Raw genomic sequence first — 16,659 nt, forward strand, 5'->3', positions numbered from 1 at the left:
GCAGTTCCTCGTGATGAACCTGGAACGCCGCTTGCGGCTTCTTTTTGTCCTCATTCTCAACATGCTGCTGAAACGTACCGCCTACAGACAATTTGCTCTCTAATGTTTCGTTCAGCAAGCCCTAATTAAACCGTGTGAATTGAAAATCGGTACTTTTAAAAAACTTTCGTAATGATTGCTTAAGCGATTCCTCCATTTTTCGCACGAAAGTAATCCAAGTGCCGCCATGCTGCTGAATGGTGAAATCACATATTCGAAACACACCTTCTGATACATGTTCCCCCATTAAGATTCCGCCAATTTCACGAGATCCCGCGCTTTTAAGTAGCCCGATCATTCTTTTTCTTATCTTGGATGGCAAAAGGATCTTAATCATCGCTCTTCTCCAATAACTTCATAAGAAAGGAGATGTTATCGGATCGCGTTTCGGTGTCCACCGCTGTAGGTACCTCATGTTGGAGCAGATGATCGGTTTGAATCGGTCTCGTATCAAATGGCTGACTAAAGATCCAACCCTCGGATAATCCAATAAGATACATAGAGTAAGGAAACATCGATTGGTGGTCATTTACTGCAGTATCTACAACAAGGCGCGTTAAATGACTAGCTATAACCGATACGTCCGCATCAGAAGCAATATAGACTTCCCCTTCACTATTTTCAACCGTGTATGGAGCAGAAATGGATTGGTTAAATTCCGGAGCGTCGGTGGTGTATTGGTAATACGCTTGTCTCATCGTTTGCGGATTTGGATCAAGTCCTGGGCGACTGCGCGCAATTAGTCCTCCAATACCGCCAGCGTACACTTCAGTCCAAATCAGCGGCTTTTTACTTGCCGCAGAAATTGAAGCCAGAAGATTGAAAACTTGCCCATTTGCTGTCGCATCAACTATGACATCACAAGTGCTCATTTTTATAAGTGCACCATTGACAGCTGCATTTGATTCTTGACCGGTTAGGTTAAGGCTCGTTGTTTCAACTTCAGCTATCGGTGAAATGTAGCGGAGTTTTTGTGCAATGGCGTCCACTTTATGAAAAGCAACATTGCGCCAATCAAGGGAGTGTCGTTCAAGATTTCCAACCAAGAACAAATCTTCATCGACTAAATAAAATTTTCCCGCCCCCATGCGACAAAGTGACTCAGCTACCTTACTGCCTACCGACCCTAATCCAACAATTGCAATTCGTTTTTCGCTTAGCCTTTGGCAAAATTCTGGCGTTCGTTTTTTTAAACTATCATCGAACACAATCGCCATGGAACGTAGTTGATCACCTGAAAAATAATAAAATGATGCTATTCCTTTATGGTCGAGTAGGACAATGCCCTCAACACGATCCTCCCCGTTAGGCGCGGCTAGAGAAAGTATTACATCATCCTGTGTCTTGACTAGTTGCTCCAGCTGCCCAATCGTTTTTAACTCCCGAATTTGATCAGCTGAAGCGGACGTACGATAAACAAGCCAATGCTCCTTCATTTTTTTAAATGTTTCCGGTAGTTGTATGTTTACGTACTCGTTTACTTGAATTACATGATATACAATGGTTCCATCTTCGATTACGAAATGTAACGTCGCTTGACCCGTTGTCTTCACTTCGATTGTAGAAAGCTCATCGAACAAGGTTTCAGTCATATGCAAACGAAAAATTTTAGTCCGAAGTGATTGACCCGGCGTTAGAAAATGGCGAGATTGAACAATACCATGCTCCTCTGGTTGTCCAAGGGGGTTTTCTGTATCTAGAAGACGATAAGTGCTCTCTAACATTTGAGCACCTGTTATATCTGGATGCCAATTGTCCGGTCCCCATTCAAGACAAAGTGTACCGTTATTATATTGATGTTCAGACCACCTTACATCGGCATCGATTGGCGTAACAAAAGGCGGGGTAGCGGGGAAAAAATCCGGGTAAGTAAGCTTAACGTGATACACATGACCGTGAGCTTCAATATCCGCATTTACAACAAGCCTTTTACCTTCAATATCCCATTCAGCGCCCAATAGCCATTTCATTTGGGTTTGAATCGAATCGATCTCACGTCGTTCATGAGCAAACCGGCTATCATCGCTTAGATACCAAATCCCCATTTATGCAAATCCTCCGGGTTTCTTTGGCTCAACAGCTCGGTTAGGAAATGTAAGCGAAGGAACAGCGGCACTTGCAAGAAGTGAATTATTTTGACTCGATCCGGATTTTGGAAATCGATCCCCGAATAATGTGCGCCATTTAGTAATCGATTTTTCTTCATCCTTCTCATCGATGGCTTCTCGTCCAACTTTGGCATGAGCTTTGACTTTGTTATAGAACCCTTCAAAAGCATCGAAAGTCATACCTGTGGTTACTGAATTGCTACTCACACCCGGATCTTGAATAAATGGAACTGTACGTAGGGAAATATAAATCGCATATTTCTCAACAATTTTTTCTAAAGTCCCTACAAACAACTCGCCGTAATTGGTTTGCTGCCGATCCATACATTCAGCTACGATGCACTCGATCACAAACCCTTTCGGTTTTTTCGCAATCGTTGGGTTTTCCCTTCTCCACCATTTCATCAACTTTACTAGTGGTTTAAATCGTCCGCCGCTGTCTTGATTGACCTCAGTCGTCCATGTTGTATGCTTCGGAGGATTTGTAATTATCCATTGTTCCTTCTTACGGTCTGGTATATATAGCGTTCCATCCATCCCGTATGGAGCTATGATCGGTACAACGTCAATGTCAACTTTATCCGTCTGAATGCCAACTGAACGATTTTGTTTCCGGATAGTTGAATACTCTGGTTTTAATGTATCATACAGCAAATCAATTACGCTCTGGGGGTCGTCGTTAAGGGTATGGTTTGTAACTACGATGATATCGACGTCGGGACGTGCTACTGTACCTTCCTTAGTTTTAGGACGGATTGCTGTATCACGTTTATATGAGCCGGATAAAAATGAACTAACGTAATGCTTTTTATAGGTGGCGTGCCCACTAAGAAAGTCACGTACCTTAGTATGCCCATTGCTTGCGTCCGTTTTGGTTGTTTTGCTTGGTTCAATATCGTTTAAAAACGTAGTAAATTGTGTTTGAGTAATCAATAATTCCGCCCCCTTTGCATTGCACTTATTCATCAAGCGCCCATGTTTTATGCTTGTTTATTAATATTATACTTTTATTGGTCAAGAAAGGTCAATGATGATCAGCGACCCTATCATTGCGTAAAAAATGCCCATTGGATTCCCGACAGGCATGGGTACCCGACTTTGTTTCTCAGTCCCATCTATTTTTTTTCGATAGTTCCGCACCTTGTTTATGTCATTATTTATTATAAATAATTTCTTTAGATTAGATGGTTGATTATGACTTTTGAACCAATGGAACAAGTATGAAAATATATATTGCCAAACAAAAAATCCCGTACTGACAATGTTTTTGTCAATACGGGATGCTTTTTTTATGCCATTTTACATTATAGCACTATGCCAATATTAAATATATTGTGTGCCATTTGCAGTTATAACCCAGACAGCTGGATAACAATCGTTCCTTCCCTTACTCCACCGTCACACTCTTCGCCAAGTTTCTTGGCTTGTCGACGTCGTTGCCTCTAGCTAAAGATGCATAATAAGATAGCAATTGCAATGGCACAACGGACAATGCCGGGGTCAATAGCGGCAGCGTTCTAGGAATGGTGAACAATTCATCCACCGCTTTCGCGATTTCCTCGTTGCCTTCGCTGCCGACACCCATCACATAGGCACCACGAGCGGCAACTTCCTTAATGTTGCTGACGGTCTTCTCTAATAATTCCTCTTGTGTAGCGAGGGCAATGACAGGAATACCTTCTTCGATGAGCGCTAGCGTTCCGTGCTTCAATTCACCGGCTGCATATGCCTCTGAATGAATATAGGAGATTTCCTTCAGCTTCAGAGAGCCTTCCTGAGCAACGGCATAATCCAGACCTCTTCCGATAAAGAACAGGTTGTCGTGCTTGCTGATTTGCTCTGCATAGACTTTGATCTTCTCCGCGTCTGCGAGAATCGATTCTACTTGTTCAGGAAGCTGACGCAATGCCTGAATCGTTTCCTCAATCACTTCCGCCTCTTGCATGCCCAGCGTTTGGGCGAAATACAGACCAAGCAGATAAAATGCGATCAGCTGCGAAGTGTATGCCTTCGTGGACGCAACCGCAATTTCCGGTCCAGCCCAAGTGACAATCACATCGTCTGCTTCCCTGGATACGGAGCTGCCTACGACGTTCGTAATGGCAAGTACTCTGGCACCGCAGCGCTTCGCTTCCTTCAGTGCAGCTAACGTATCTGCTGTTTCACCGGATTGGCTGACCACAATGACTAACGTATTCGGTGTAATGATCGGATTCCGATAACGATATTCCGAAGCGACTTCCACTTCTACAGGGATACGCGCTAACGATTCGATTACACTTTTTCCAACTAAGCCTGCATGATAGGCCGTTCCACAAGCCACAATATGAATCTGGTGAATATCCTGGATTTGCTGTGCAGTCATTTTCACTTCATCCAGCACGATCCTCTTGCCTGCATCATCGATTCGGGCACCCATCGTATCGCGGTACGCTTTGGGCTGCTCGTAAATTTCCTTCAACATAAAGTGATCATATCCGGCTTTTTCCGCGGTCACAATATCCCATTCGACTTTGTACATTTCCCGGGAAATCCGATTTCCTTCCAAATCCATCAATTCGACATGATCATTCGTCAATACGGCCATTTCTCCGTCGTTCAAAATATACACATCACGCGTATATTCCAGAATAGCCGGAATGTCGGAAGCGATGAAATTCTCGCCTTGACCGACACCAATCACGAGCGGGCTGGCTAGACGAACGGTCACTAATTTCTCCGGTTCGAATTCGCACATTGCCGCGATCGCATAAGCGCCGCGCATTTTCTTCACTGCTTCTCTGACCGCCTGCACTAAATCACCTTGGTATAAATCCGCGATCAGATGCGCAATGACTTCCGTATCCGTCTCCGAAACGAATTGATGACCTTTGGCTGTGAGCTCTTCCTTCAGTGCGATATAGTTCTCAATAATGCCGTTATGCACAACAGAAAACTTTCCGGTCGTATCTGAGTGCGGATGAGAATTTACATCGGAAGGCTTCCCGTGAGTCGCCCAGCGCGTATGGCCAATACCGACATGACCTTTCAACGGTTGCTGCTCCAAATGGCTTTCCAGCACCGCTAAGCGGCCCTGTGCTTTAGATACGGATAAGCCTTGATCTGTATAAACCGCAATACCTGCGGAATCATAACCTCTATATTCGAGCTTTTTCAAGCCTTCAATTAAAATCGATTGCGATTCTTGATGCCCAATATATCCAACAATACCACACATAAGTTCTGTACCTCCAGTAATATGGACAGAACCTTCCCCCGCCGGGGAAAGGAATGTCCTCCTTAGTTCCCCAAGCTAATGGGTTTTCAATTCATCTTGACGCATCCTGCTGGAATCTTGTCGGAACGGTCGCCCATTCGTTTTGCCTTCCAGCTTTCGGCTCAGATGCTTGACCGGGAGGCCCCCGCCGAACATTCGAACACCTCCACCTCGTCAGCTTGGATATCGGATACAGAAATTAGATCCTGCTGCAATTTTCGTTCCCTCTCCAAGCTCTGGCGCTATATGAAGCTTATACTTCGATCCTCCTTCCCCTTTTTAAAATGACATATCCTCATCTTATTCATTTTTCATTCCGGATGCAACTAACATTTTTACCTATGTGTATCGCCTCTGATTTGAACGTACTTCATCTGGCGACACAACCTAAGAAGCATAAAGGAGACAAGCGCCTCTCACGCCGTCTCCTCTATAGGATTAAACACTTAATTCCGCCTGAATCACATCAGCAATTCGCTGTACATACGTCTCCAGCTCTTCCGCATCCGGGCCCTCTGCCATAACCCGAATCAAAGGCTCTGTACCCGAAGGACGCACCAGCACTCTACCGTTATCTCCCAGCTGTGCCTCGACCTCTGCAATGACCTTCTGCACTAAGGTGTTGTCATTCAGCCCCGCCTTATTCACACCCTTCACGTTGACCAGGACTTGCGGATATTTCTTCATCATCGATTTCAGCTGTCCCAGCGTCCTGCCTTCGTCCTTGATTACATCCACGAGCTGCAGCGCCGTTAGAATACCATCGCCTGTCGTATTGTAGTCGAGGAAAATCACATGACCAGACTGCTCTCCGCCAAGATTGTATCCGCCTCTGCGCATTTCTTCCATCACGTAGCGATCGCCAACAGCGGTTTTATTGGAACGAATGCCTTTCGACTCAATCGCTTTATAAAATCCGATGTTGCTCATCACTGTAGATACGATCGTGCTCGATTGAAGCTTGCCCGCGCGATTCATCGCGTCTCCGCAAATAGCTAAAATATAATCTCCATCAACTTCTTCCCCGTGATCGTCGACCGCGATCAGACGATCTGCATCCCCATCGAACGAAAGTCCTAAATCCGCCTTGTGCTCTAAAACAGCTTGGCGCACATGGTCGGTATGCGTGGATCCGCAATTATCGTTAATGTTCGTCCCCGTTGGCTGTGCGGCAATGGCGATCACTTCTGCTCCCAGCTCTCGGAACACCTTCGGAGCCAGCTCATATGCCGCACCGTTCGCGCAATCCAGTACAATTTTCATGCCATCGAATCGGTGCTTGACTGTCGTCTTCAAATAATCCGCATACTGCAGCTTCGCAAGCAGATCATTCGTTACCGTACCTAAGCTTCCTCCTACAGGACGAGGCAGTTCATCCGTTTCCGCATCAAGCAGACGCTCAATCTCCAGCTCCGTATCATCGAGCAGCTTAAAGCCGTCGCTGCCGAAAAATTTAATCCCATTGTCCGGCACCGGATTGTGGGACGCCGAAATCATGACGCCTGCCGCTGCGCCGGATGCCTTGGTTAAATAAGCGACGCAAGGCGTCGTTACAATACCTAATCGAACCACATCACATCCAATGGAAAGCAGACCAGCCGTTAAGGCAGCCTCCAGCATTGGACCCGAAATGCGAGTGTCTTGACCAATGATCACTGTCGGACGTTCTGACTTACCTGCTAACACATATCCCCCGCAGCGCCCGATTTTAAATGCCAATTCCGGTGTCAATTCCTGATTCGCGACCCCGCGAACACCATCAGTTCCAAAATATTTCCCCATGATTTTCTCTCCTTATGCAAGTCGCATTTGCTTTATGATATTAACTTCCCTCTGGGATGTTGCCTGTTTGCGGTCCGGTCTCAGGATCTGTCTCTGTCCCATCAGAAGCCGCATCGTCACCTGTCTCTTCGTCGGTCTGCGGAGGATTCGGCTCCGTGCCAGTCTCCTGATCCTGCGGCTCCTCCGTTGGCGGTGTATCCGGGTCCGCAGGGGCGTCCTTCTGCGCAATTTGAATATGAACCTGAGTTTCCTTTGCTTTGACATGTGACGGAAGATTGATGTCGAGTGTCCTCGTATACGTCCCTGGCGGCAAATTACTAACATCCAAAATCACTTGAATATCTCCCGCTTCTACCGTTCGGATGACACTCGGCGCACCTTCTACCACGACATCGACTTTCCGATCCTGCGGACTGACAATCGTCGTCGTATATTCTTCATTTTCGCCTGAGACGACGATCGGGACATCCGCAAAGGCCTTTGTCACCGAAGGAACGATAGAAATCTCGACATCGACGGTCTCGGGGTACACTCTGTCAATTTGGTCTTTGATCGGAATATTCAAGGAATACAGCTTATCTGCCGTGAGTCCGGAAACATCGATTTCCAGCCCTTCATAGAATTCCATCTCCTGGAGCACCTGCTCGTTTCCGTACACTGTCACCTCGGTGACACTTTGTTCCACGGATTCAATACTGTAGCCTGCCGGCGGTGTACCGACCAGCCTCACCTGCAGAGGCATCGTTTTGAATGGACTCGTAATCGGAATCTCTACACTGACTACAGCCGGACTAATTTCGACATCCATTCGCGTTCCCGCTTTATTCAGCGCGACCAATTTATATTCCCCGCTGATCGTCTCCTTGGCCCCATTAATGTTGACCTCAGCATGGACCACTCCGAGCTCATCAAGCACTTCAGCAGGTGCGCTCACAAACACCCTCGACGGATTCAGGATCGGAACTCCCGTTCTAAACCCCTCTGCCGGGCTGCCCTGCATTTCCACATCGACGGCAACTTCTCTTTTCTCAATCACACCTATAGAGACGGTGACGGTCTCCGGATACAAATCAATATCTAACGTACTTGGAAAGTTGACAGCCTGCAGCGGAACGACATGATTGCCCTCGGTCAAGCCGGATAAATCAACTTGCACGATGGAATTGCCGTCCTTCGTACTCACCTGATTTATTTCCGTTTTCCGTCCGCTTAACGTGATACTTATCGTCTCCGTATCCATGCTTTGGATATAATACTGCTCTTCGTCCAAACCGACGATCTCAATGCCTACGTCGTGAATCGTCCTCGTTCCATCCAATGTGCCCGTATACGTCGTGGGTGCCGGATCCTTGTCCATATGTACGATCGCCCACAGCAGCACGCCCATGAGCAATGCAAACACACGGATCACATTTTTTTGGTGAAGCCACCTATCCATGGTCGCCCCCTCCTTTTTTCTTCCAAAAAGAGGATTTTTCTGCTTTTGGCTTCAACTCTTCATACAGCTTCGATATTAACGACTCTTCCTTAATATCCCTGACCACTTGTCCGTTGATTGCCAGCGACACTTGTCCTGTTTCTTCCGACACGACAACATTGATCGCATCTGACACTTCACTCATCCCAATCGCTGCACGATGTCTGGTTCCTAACTCTTTACTAATGAAAGGATTCTCCGATAACGGCAAATAGCAGCCCGCGGCCATAATTTGTTGATTTCGAATAATCACAGCTCCATCGTGAAGCGGTGTATTCGGTATGAAAATGTTTATCAAAAGCTCGGAACTTATTTTTGCACTGATTTCCGTACCGGACTCGATGTAATCCGTCAATCCGGTCTGCCTCTCAAATACGATTAAAGCACCGATTTTTCGTTTCGCCAAATAATTCACGGCTTTTATGATTTCATCAATCTGCTGGTTAAACCTCACATCTTCCTCCGAAAGTGAGGTTCGCATGAACAATTTGCCCCGGCCCAACTGCTCCAATGCGCGCCGCAGCTCGGGCTGAAAGATGATGATCACCGCAAGCAGTCCCACCGTGATCATCTGATTCATCACCCAATTTAATGTATCGAGATGAAACCACACGCTCAGCATCCATACGACGATAATGACGACGACACCTTTTAACAGCTGTATTGCACGGGTTCCTTGTACGAGCGTAATGGCTTTATAAATCACATAACTGACAATGAGTATATCTATAATATCGGTAATGCCGACTCGTGATAAGATCTCCATCTATGATCCCCCAATGTTAGGCCCATAAAAAGCACAGCCAACATAACATAAAAACTGTCGAAAAAACAGCCTGCTCTCTATTTTATCATAGCTTTCATCACATTACACTTTTCAACAGCCCTACATATATACGGATGTACGCACAAAAAAACTCCCCGCCCTCGAACCTGTTGTACAACCTCATGGCACTTCAGCCCATGAAGCTATACAACATACAGTTCGCAAGAAAGGGAGAATTTATAAGTTGATCAGTTTGTAATATTGGAAAAAGTCTCGCCCAGTTTGTACCAGAACCAATCAATGGCTTGGTTGACTTTCGTCACCTTCCCGCCGATTTCGGCAGTAGAGGCCAGCTGCAGGTTGCCATCAATGACGACGACATTGCCTTCGATATGAGCCCCTTCTTCTAACTGAAGCTGTCCATTCTCCACCACGATGTCTCCTCGGACCTCCGTCCCCTCCGGAATGATAACTTGATCCTCACGTATGACGACACCGTTCAAATCTGAACCCTTTACAACGAGCTCACGATCCTGATCCCAGAACGCGGTTACACTGCTGATCATAATGAGTAGAAATACAGCTGCCGCCGTGACGGCCGGATGGCGTTTCAACCAGTACATCCAAGCTGTTCTTTTTTTCGGCTGCGGAATAGCCGCCATTACCTTATATGTTAAATCACTGGGTACGGGAGGAGCCGGTATAGAATGCAGAAAGGCTTCCGTTTGCTCCAGCTCGTTAAATCGCTTTTGGCAATCGGCACATTGCAAAAGATGCTGCTTTAATTGCTGCTGCGACGGATCATCCAACAGCCCATCGAAATATTCATGAATGAAAGAGATGGCTTCTTTGCAATCCATCATCTTAAGCCTCTCCTTTCTATGTCCATTAGATTAGATGTTATACGATACGCAGCATGAACAGATACGTTTCACTTTTTTATGAAATCTTATAAAAGTTGCTTCACATCCAACCGCTTCCGCAAATATTCCCTGCCTCTATGCACTCTTGTCTTCACGGTCGTGACAGGCATCCCTAATATACCGCTAATCTCCTGCAGCGATAAATCATGCAAATATCTAAGAACAACGACAGATCGATATTTCTCCGGCATTTTATCGATGGCTTGCCGAATGTGCTGCTGCGTCTCAGAGAGCGTAATCTGCTGTTCTGGCGTCAAATCCTCACTAGCTAACATCGAATAACCGTCCAAACCATCCTCGGTTGTGTCCGCATCTAGCGAAAAAGCATGAAATTTCCGTTTTCGCAAACGGTCGATACATAGATTAGTTCCGATCCGATAGATCCATGTCGAAAACTTGTGAGACGGATCATACGATTTCAAGCTTCGGTAAACACGCAGGAACGTCTCCTGGACGATATCCTCGGCCTCATGAGCGTTCCCCAGCATTCGATAGCCCAGATGGTATATCTTGTCTTTATATAGGTCCACCAGTTCCGCAAAGGCACTGCGATCTCCGTCTCTTGCCAACTTGGCCAACCTGGTCTCGAAGCTGTTCACTTCCGCACCTCCCTCACAAGCTCTGTCAAACATTTTAATCCAAGCACTGCAAAAGCACAATAACTAATAACCAATCTTTTCCGAATCACTCGGCAGCGCCAATTGATCATTGTCTTATGGACTCCGCATCTAATGAAAAAAGGCCCCGAAATCGGGGCCACCTGCATCAACCTGTGTTGCGAAGTCCTGCCGCGATACCGTTAATCGTGAGCAGTACCTCCCTGAGCAATTCTGAATCGTCTCCACCGGATTCTCTAATCTTTCTGAGCTCCGACAACAGTTGAACCTGTAAATAGCTTAATGGATCAACGTATGGGTTTCTTAGTCGAATCGATTCTTGGATGACAGGTACGTTATCCAAAATATCCTGATGCTTGGTGATTTTCAGCACCAAATTCATCGTCAACTTATATTCTTCCTCAATGGTCGAGAAGATCCGGTCAGCGATGGTTCTGTCCTTAATCATCTTGGAATACTCTTTGGCAATGAGTAAATCGGACTTGGCCATTGCCATTTGCAAATTATCGATTAACTGCTGGAAGAACGTCCAATGCTCATACATATATTGAAGCTTGGCGAGCTTGGTTTCGTCATCCTGAACATACTTTTGCAACGCGGTGCCCGCAGCATACCATGCTGGCAGCAAATATCTGCTCTGAGTCCATGAGAAGACCCATGGAATCGCACGCAGATCCTCAAATCGATCACTGTTCTTCCGCTTGGACGGTCTGGAACCGATATTGAGCTCACTGATCTCATTGAGCGGAGTCGTTTCCTTAAAGAACGTTAAGAAGTCTGGATCACGGAAAATCAAGTCCTGATATTTTGTTTGCGCATCTCTGGAGATGCCCTCGATAATCGTCTCCCATTCAGGGTCGTGAATGCCGCTTCGAGGATTGCGGGCCTTCAGCGCCGATTGAATAAGCGCCGATGTCGCCTGTTCCAGACTGCGGTATGCGATACCTTGCAGCGAGTAACGCGACGAGAGCACTTCTCCCTGCTCAGTAATCTTGATACCGCCGCCAATCGTATGTGGCGGCTGGCTCATGATACTGCGATTGAGCGGCATGCCACCGCGTCCTAACGCACCGCCGCGGCCATGGAAATACTTAATTTTCACACCGAATTTTTCAGCGGTCTTCGTAATTTGATTTAGTGCGACCTGCAGCTCCCAGTTGGCTGTAATGACGCCCCCATCCTTATTGCTGTCGGAGTATCCCAGCATGATCTCATGGACATCATCCATATCTCTCAAGCTTTCACGATACACTGGAATGGAGAACAGTCTCTCAATAATGGCAGGAGCCGCATGCAAATCGTCGATCGTTTCGAACAAAGGCACCGGCTGCAGCGTAATGCCATTCGGCTGAACGCGATACAGACCCACCTCTTTGGCCAGCACAGCCACTTCCAGAATGTCGGATACACCTTGTGCCATACTGATCAAGTAACTGCGAATACATTGATAGCCAAATTCCTTTTTTGCTTCGTGAACAACCCGGTATACATTCAAGCATTCTTCCGTTGACTCGGAATATTTCTCATATGGTGTCGTTAACGGCCGAGGATCGGAAAGCAGCTTCTCCAGCAGCGTAATCTTTTCGTCTTCAGATAGCGCGGAATAATCATCGACAATTCCCATTTTATTCAGAATTTCCGTCATCGCCAATTCATGCTCCTTACTGTGCTGGCGAATATCTAGTGTAGCTAAATGGAAGCCGAACAGCTCAACTTGACGGATAAATTTCTTAATATATTCATCCGCTGCAAAATCAGCGAAGTGGAATCTCAAGCTGCGGTCAATAATTTTCAAATCCTGCAGCAGTTCTTCCGGTTCGTTATATCGATTTTCGTGAGATGTATTGGTTGGATCGACGATGTTTTTCAGCTTTTCGATCATGTAGGAGACCTTAATCCGGTATGGCTCTTTATCATTTCTCCATAAATGCTCGGATTTGAGCTCAATTGTCTCCTGATCCTTCTTGATCGAATCCCACAGTTCATCGGTGACCTTGACCAAATTCGTGCTGAAGCTTAATTGCTTTTTAATTTCTTTCAGGTTTTGAATATATTTGCGAAGTACCAAGCTGCGATGCATTGACAGCGCCTGCCACGTAACATCGGATGTGACGGAAGGGTTACCATCCCTGTCTCCACCGATCCATGACCCAAAACGAAGAAACGTTGGCACATGCCAATCTTGATCCGGATAATGCTTGGTTAATGCACGCTCCAGCTCCTCATAAACAACCGGCAGCACATCAAACAGCGTTTCGTCAAAGTAGAATAAGCCGTTGCGTACCTCGTCAATAACCGTTGGCTTGCGATCTCTAAGCTCATCTGTCTGCCATAAGGTCAGCACTTCGCTCAGCAGCTTGTCCTTAAGCTGCTTTCTTTCTCTGAATGTCAGCGTCGGATCATCCAGCTCCATCATGTCATGAGCAATTCGATGATGAATATCAAGGACTACCCTTCTCATCGCTTCCGTAGGGTGAGCGGTCATCACCAGTTCCAAAGAAATGCCCTTCAAAATTTCCTGCACTTCTTCATAAGGAATGTTCTGCTCTTTTAATTCGACAACCACGCTCTCGATCGAGCCGGACTGATATGCTTCCTCCGTTGAACGCTCATAATCTCTCTTTCTGCGTACACGGTGATTTTGTTCAGCGATATTAACCAATTGGAAATAAATAGCGAATGCACGAATTACTTTGTAGCGAATATCTGGATTTAGGCCTTCAATCGTCTGCTTGAATTGCTTAAACAATTCAGGATTGAACTCTGCTCTTAAAGACTTGCTCATCTCCCGAATGTTCTCAACATTATCGAGAAGCTCTTTGCCGCCTTCATGCAGCAAGATTTCGCCTAAAATGTTCCCTAGAAATCGTACGTCCCTTCTTAATAAGTTAACGGATTGATTTCTGTTTTCTTTTTCTGTCATCCTCTCACCTCATCCTTTACTACTGTGCGCCTATATCCCATCATCGTATTGAGATGCGATTAACATTAAAATAAGCGTTCGGTATGAATTGAAATACAAAAAAATGAATAAAAAAACATCCTTTAGAGACTTTTCATTAAGCCGATTTTCACAATTCTATTAATAACTTTACTTGAAAAGTATAGGCAGGTCAAGAAAAAGGAATTAAAACGGCGTCTAGGATAATTCTGACATAATGAATAATGGGTGCACTCGTTTTATTGAAGTTCTTTTCGACTTCCTGCCCTGTTCTTCCCGATAAAAAGACGCAACTCTTATTTCTCACTCCTCGAAAATAAAAAGACGGCTGCTGCAGGCTATTCTTCACTGCAACAAACCGTCCTAATACAATTATTTTGTGTTATAGGTCAGTACAGCGTAGCCGTCCTGGTTCGTTACGTTAAAATTCGGGATCCATGCATGAATGAAAGGGACAGAAATGTATATTTCCGAATCCACAACGATGAACTCTCCATGACTTTGCTTTAAAGTGATGTCTTTACCTGCGAGATGAACAACGACCTCTGCAAAGTCATCATTGCTTTGTACTTCGATGGGAACGAAATGGTTCAATAGTTCTGATGAAACATAGTAACGATCTTTATACGATTCAAGGCCAGGTACGTAATAATAGCTCTTTATTCCATTAACCAATGTGTAGTAATCATGATCGACCAACGTGATTGAATTTACACCGAGCTCTTGAAAGGCTGTGAACATTTGGCTGTAGTATTCATCCACGTAAATATCCGGCTCAATTCCAATATCCTGAATATCATGCATATCTGGTGTCAAATAAGCTTCAGAGGTCAATGAAAGCAGCCCGCCATTGGATAATGGAAGCACATCCTGCATTCTCGCTTTTCCGTAGGTATAGGTTCCAATAATCGTGGCACGGTCATAATCCTGCAGCGCACCGGCTAATATTTCCGATGCACTTGCGCTGCTTTCGTTTACAAGCACGACGATCGGGATATCGAGTTCTGTTCCTCCTGTAATCACATGAGGTGTTTTTACTCCGTTACGGTCCATCGTATGCATCAAAATCGCTTTTTCCCAAAATTGTTTGGCGATTTGATCTAAGACATCAATATAGCCGCCAGAATTGTATCTCAAATCTAATATGAGGCTGTCCATCCCCTGCTGCTTTAATTGTTCCAAGTGCCGGGCAAACAACTCCCCGGATTTTTCATGAAACTCCCAAAGCAGAACATAGCCCACATGATCATCAACCATCTTCGACTCAATTAAATACTGCTCGATGAACTGTCGTTTCACGGAAACTTCAAGCTGCTTTCCATCTCTGTCGATAGTTAATGTAAGCTCCGTATCCTTTTCACCTGTCAATGCTTCATCCATATCATAATAATCCAAATCCGATTTAGACTCTCCATTTATGAAAGTCACTTTATCTCCAACCATTAAACCGGCTTCATCCGCGGAGGTCCCTTCGTAGACATGGATAATTTGGACACCTTCCTGATCAATCACGTAATCGATACCGATTTGGATATATCCGTCCTCCGCCATATATTCCTTCTTTTCTGGCGAAATGTAATTCGTATATGGATCATTCAGAGATTGGATCAGTCCATAAATGACTTGTTCTTCAAGCGTTTCTTCATTTAATTCTTGAATATAAAAGTCCTGAATATATTGAAACACTTCTTCCGCCGTCTCGAAGTCCTTCAGACTGGCTGCTTGAGCCTGCGTCTGGAACATAAACAAACAAGAGAATACAAGCGCAGCTGTACGAATCCATTTTTTCATTGTTTCATTCTCCCCCTAATGATGATTCAATCGGTGTAATGACTTCTGTACTCAATGGAGCGATGTCATATAGTTTCCAATCTCCGTCCGCCTTCTTGAATGTATAAATCCCTTCTGTTCTATAGCTCGGAAAAATGGAGCCGAGTGTCGTTTTCGAAATGATGTAGAGAAAGGCATAATCCCCTTCCTGCCCGATGAAACGAACCTCTTCCGACTGCTGATGGGCATTATAATATTTAAAATCAAACGTTTTGTTATATTCCATCGCATCGTAGAAGTATGTATTCTTATAAAGCGTTTCCAAATAATCTTTCAAATTCTCGTCATTGAGCGCCTTTTCATTTTGCTTCCATACCTGAATCACGGCCGAACCCACTGCTCCAGGCTGATGATTTAGCAACACTCCGTTATCTGAATAATCGATCGAAATCTGCTGCACATCAACAATTTGCCAGCCTTCATCAGGAAGGTCCAACAAGGAATAAACATACTCGACCTCATGATCCAAATAAAATGCGTCATTCTCATTGCTGAAGGCTTCTTTCGTATAGACTGTGGCTTCGTCGTTATAAACCTGCATAATCTCGATTTCTTGCAATTCTATGTGTAGATCTGTGCGTTCAAACAAATCCCCATAATATTGACCTTGTGCCCTATGTAAGTAGCTTTCTTCTGCAATATGGCTCAGCATTTGTTCCACAATGTGGTTATTCATTGCCTCAATATGATGCTCGAATAATGAAACGATGCTTTTTTTTGCATCCTCCATCTTTTGCTTGTCCTTTTCAATCACAACGGCTCTTTGCACAGGATCCCAGGATACTTGATAATCGAGCATTTTGCATAATTCCGTTTTTGAGAAATACGCAACAGAATTCCAGGTCCAGTTGAACCCCTATTTCGACTTAGTTGACTTGAATGGCAAAAAATGGGCAGACCTGCAGAATTTCTGGTGAATC

11 protein-coding genes are annotated in these 16,659 nt (G+C 45.2%); all 11 read right to left on the reverse strand.

Features of this window, described 5'->3' with window-relative positions; all coding sequences use genetic code 11:
- Positions 1 to 368 precede the first annotated feature (368 nt).
- Entirely contained in the window at positions 369 to 2,084 is a 1,716-nt protein-coding gene (locus tag ACFPXP_RS09975) for a ThiF family adenylyltransferase (protein WP_379894060.1), read from the reverse strand.
- Entirely contained in the window at positions 2,085 to 3,080 is a 996-nt protein-coding gene (locus tag ACFPXP_RS09980) for an SMODS domain-containing nucleotidyltransferase (protein ID WP_379894061.1), read from the reverse strand. It lies immediately after the preceding gene.
- Between the two features lie 454 nt (positions 3,081 to 3,534).
- Complete coding sequence (gene glmS / locus ACFPXP_RS09985) at positions 3,535 to 5,364, reverse strand: glutamine--fructose-6-phosphate transaminase (isomerizing) (RefSeq protein WP_379894062.1); 1,830 nt, start codon at positions 5,362 to 5,364, stop codon at positions 3,535 to 3,537.
- 477 nt (positions 5,365 to 5,841) lie between these two features.
- Positions 5,842 to 7,185 carry a phosphoglucosamine mutase gene (glmM, locus tag ACFPXP_RS09990; RefSeq protein WP_379894063.1) on the reverse strand — a complete coding sequence of 448 codons (1,344 nt, stop codon included), beginning with the start codon at positions 7,183 to 7,185 and terminating at the stop codon, positions 5,842 to 5,844.
- Between the two features lie 40 nt (positions 7,186 to 7,225).
- On the reverse strand, positions 7,226 to 8,623 hold the full coding sequence (locus tag ACFPXP_RS09995; protein WP_379894064.1) for a CdaR family protein: 1,398 nt from the start codon (positions 8,621 to 8,623) through the stop codon (positions 7,226 to 7,228).
- Positions 8,616 to 9,428 carry a diadenylate cyclase CdaA gene (gene cdaA / locus ACFPXP_RS10000; protein WP_379894065.1) on the reverse strand — a complete coding sequence of 271 codons (813 nt, stop codon included), beginning with the start codon at positions 9,426 to 9,428 and terminating at the stop codon, positions 8,616 to 8,618. The genes ACFPXP_RS09995 and cdaA overlap by 8 nt, the downstream gene beginning before the upstream one ends.
- Before the next feature lie 248 nt (positions 9,429 to 9,676).
- Complete coding sequence (locus tag ACFPXP_RS10005) at positions 9,677 to 10,291, reverse strand: zf-HC2 domain-containing protein (RefSeq protein ID WP_379894066.1); 615 nt, start codon at positions 10,289 to 10,291, stop codon at positions 9,677 to 9,679.
- Positions 10,292 to 10,377: 86 nt separating this feature from the next.
- The gene (sigW, locus tag ACFPXP_RS10010) at positions 10,378 to 10,950 is read right to left on the reverse strand and encodes an RNA polymerase sigma factor SigW (protein ID WP_379894067.1); all 573 of its coding nucleotides are present in this window, start codon (positions 10,948 to 10,950) and stop codon (positions 10,378 to 10,380) included.
- A gap of 166 nt (positions 10,951 to 11,116) precedes the next feature.
- On the reverse strand, positions 11,117 to 13,891 hold the full coding sequence (gene ppc / locus ACFPXP_RS10015; RefSeq protein WP_379894068.1) for a phosphoenolpyruvate carboxylase: 2,775 nt from the start codon (positions 13,889 to 13,891) through the stop codon (positions 11,117 to 11,119).
- Between the two features lie 390 nt (positions 13,892 to 14,281).
- On the reverse strand, positions 14,282 to 15,700 hold the full coding sequence (locus ACFPXP_RS10020) for a S41 family peptidase (protein WP_379894069.1): 1,419 nt from the start codon (positions 15,698 to 15,700) through the stop codon (positions 14,282 to 14,284).
- Between the two features lie 4 nt (positions 15,701 to 15,704).
- Positions 15,705 to 16,538 (reverse strand): hypothetical protein, encoded by an 834-nt coding sequence (locus ACFPXP_RS10025; RefSeq protein ID WP_379894070.1) that lies wholly within the window; start codon positions 16,536 to 16,538, stop codon positions 15,705 to 15,707.
- Between the last annotated feature and the right edge of the window lie 121 nt (positions 16,539 to 16,659).

The sequence above is a fragment of the Marinicrinis lubricantis genome (assembly GCF_042658665.1).
GTDB lineage: Bacteria > Bacillota > Bacilli > Paenibacillales > KCTC-33676 > Marinicrinis > Marinicrinis lubricantis.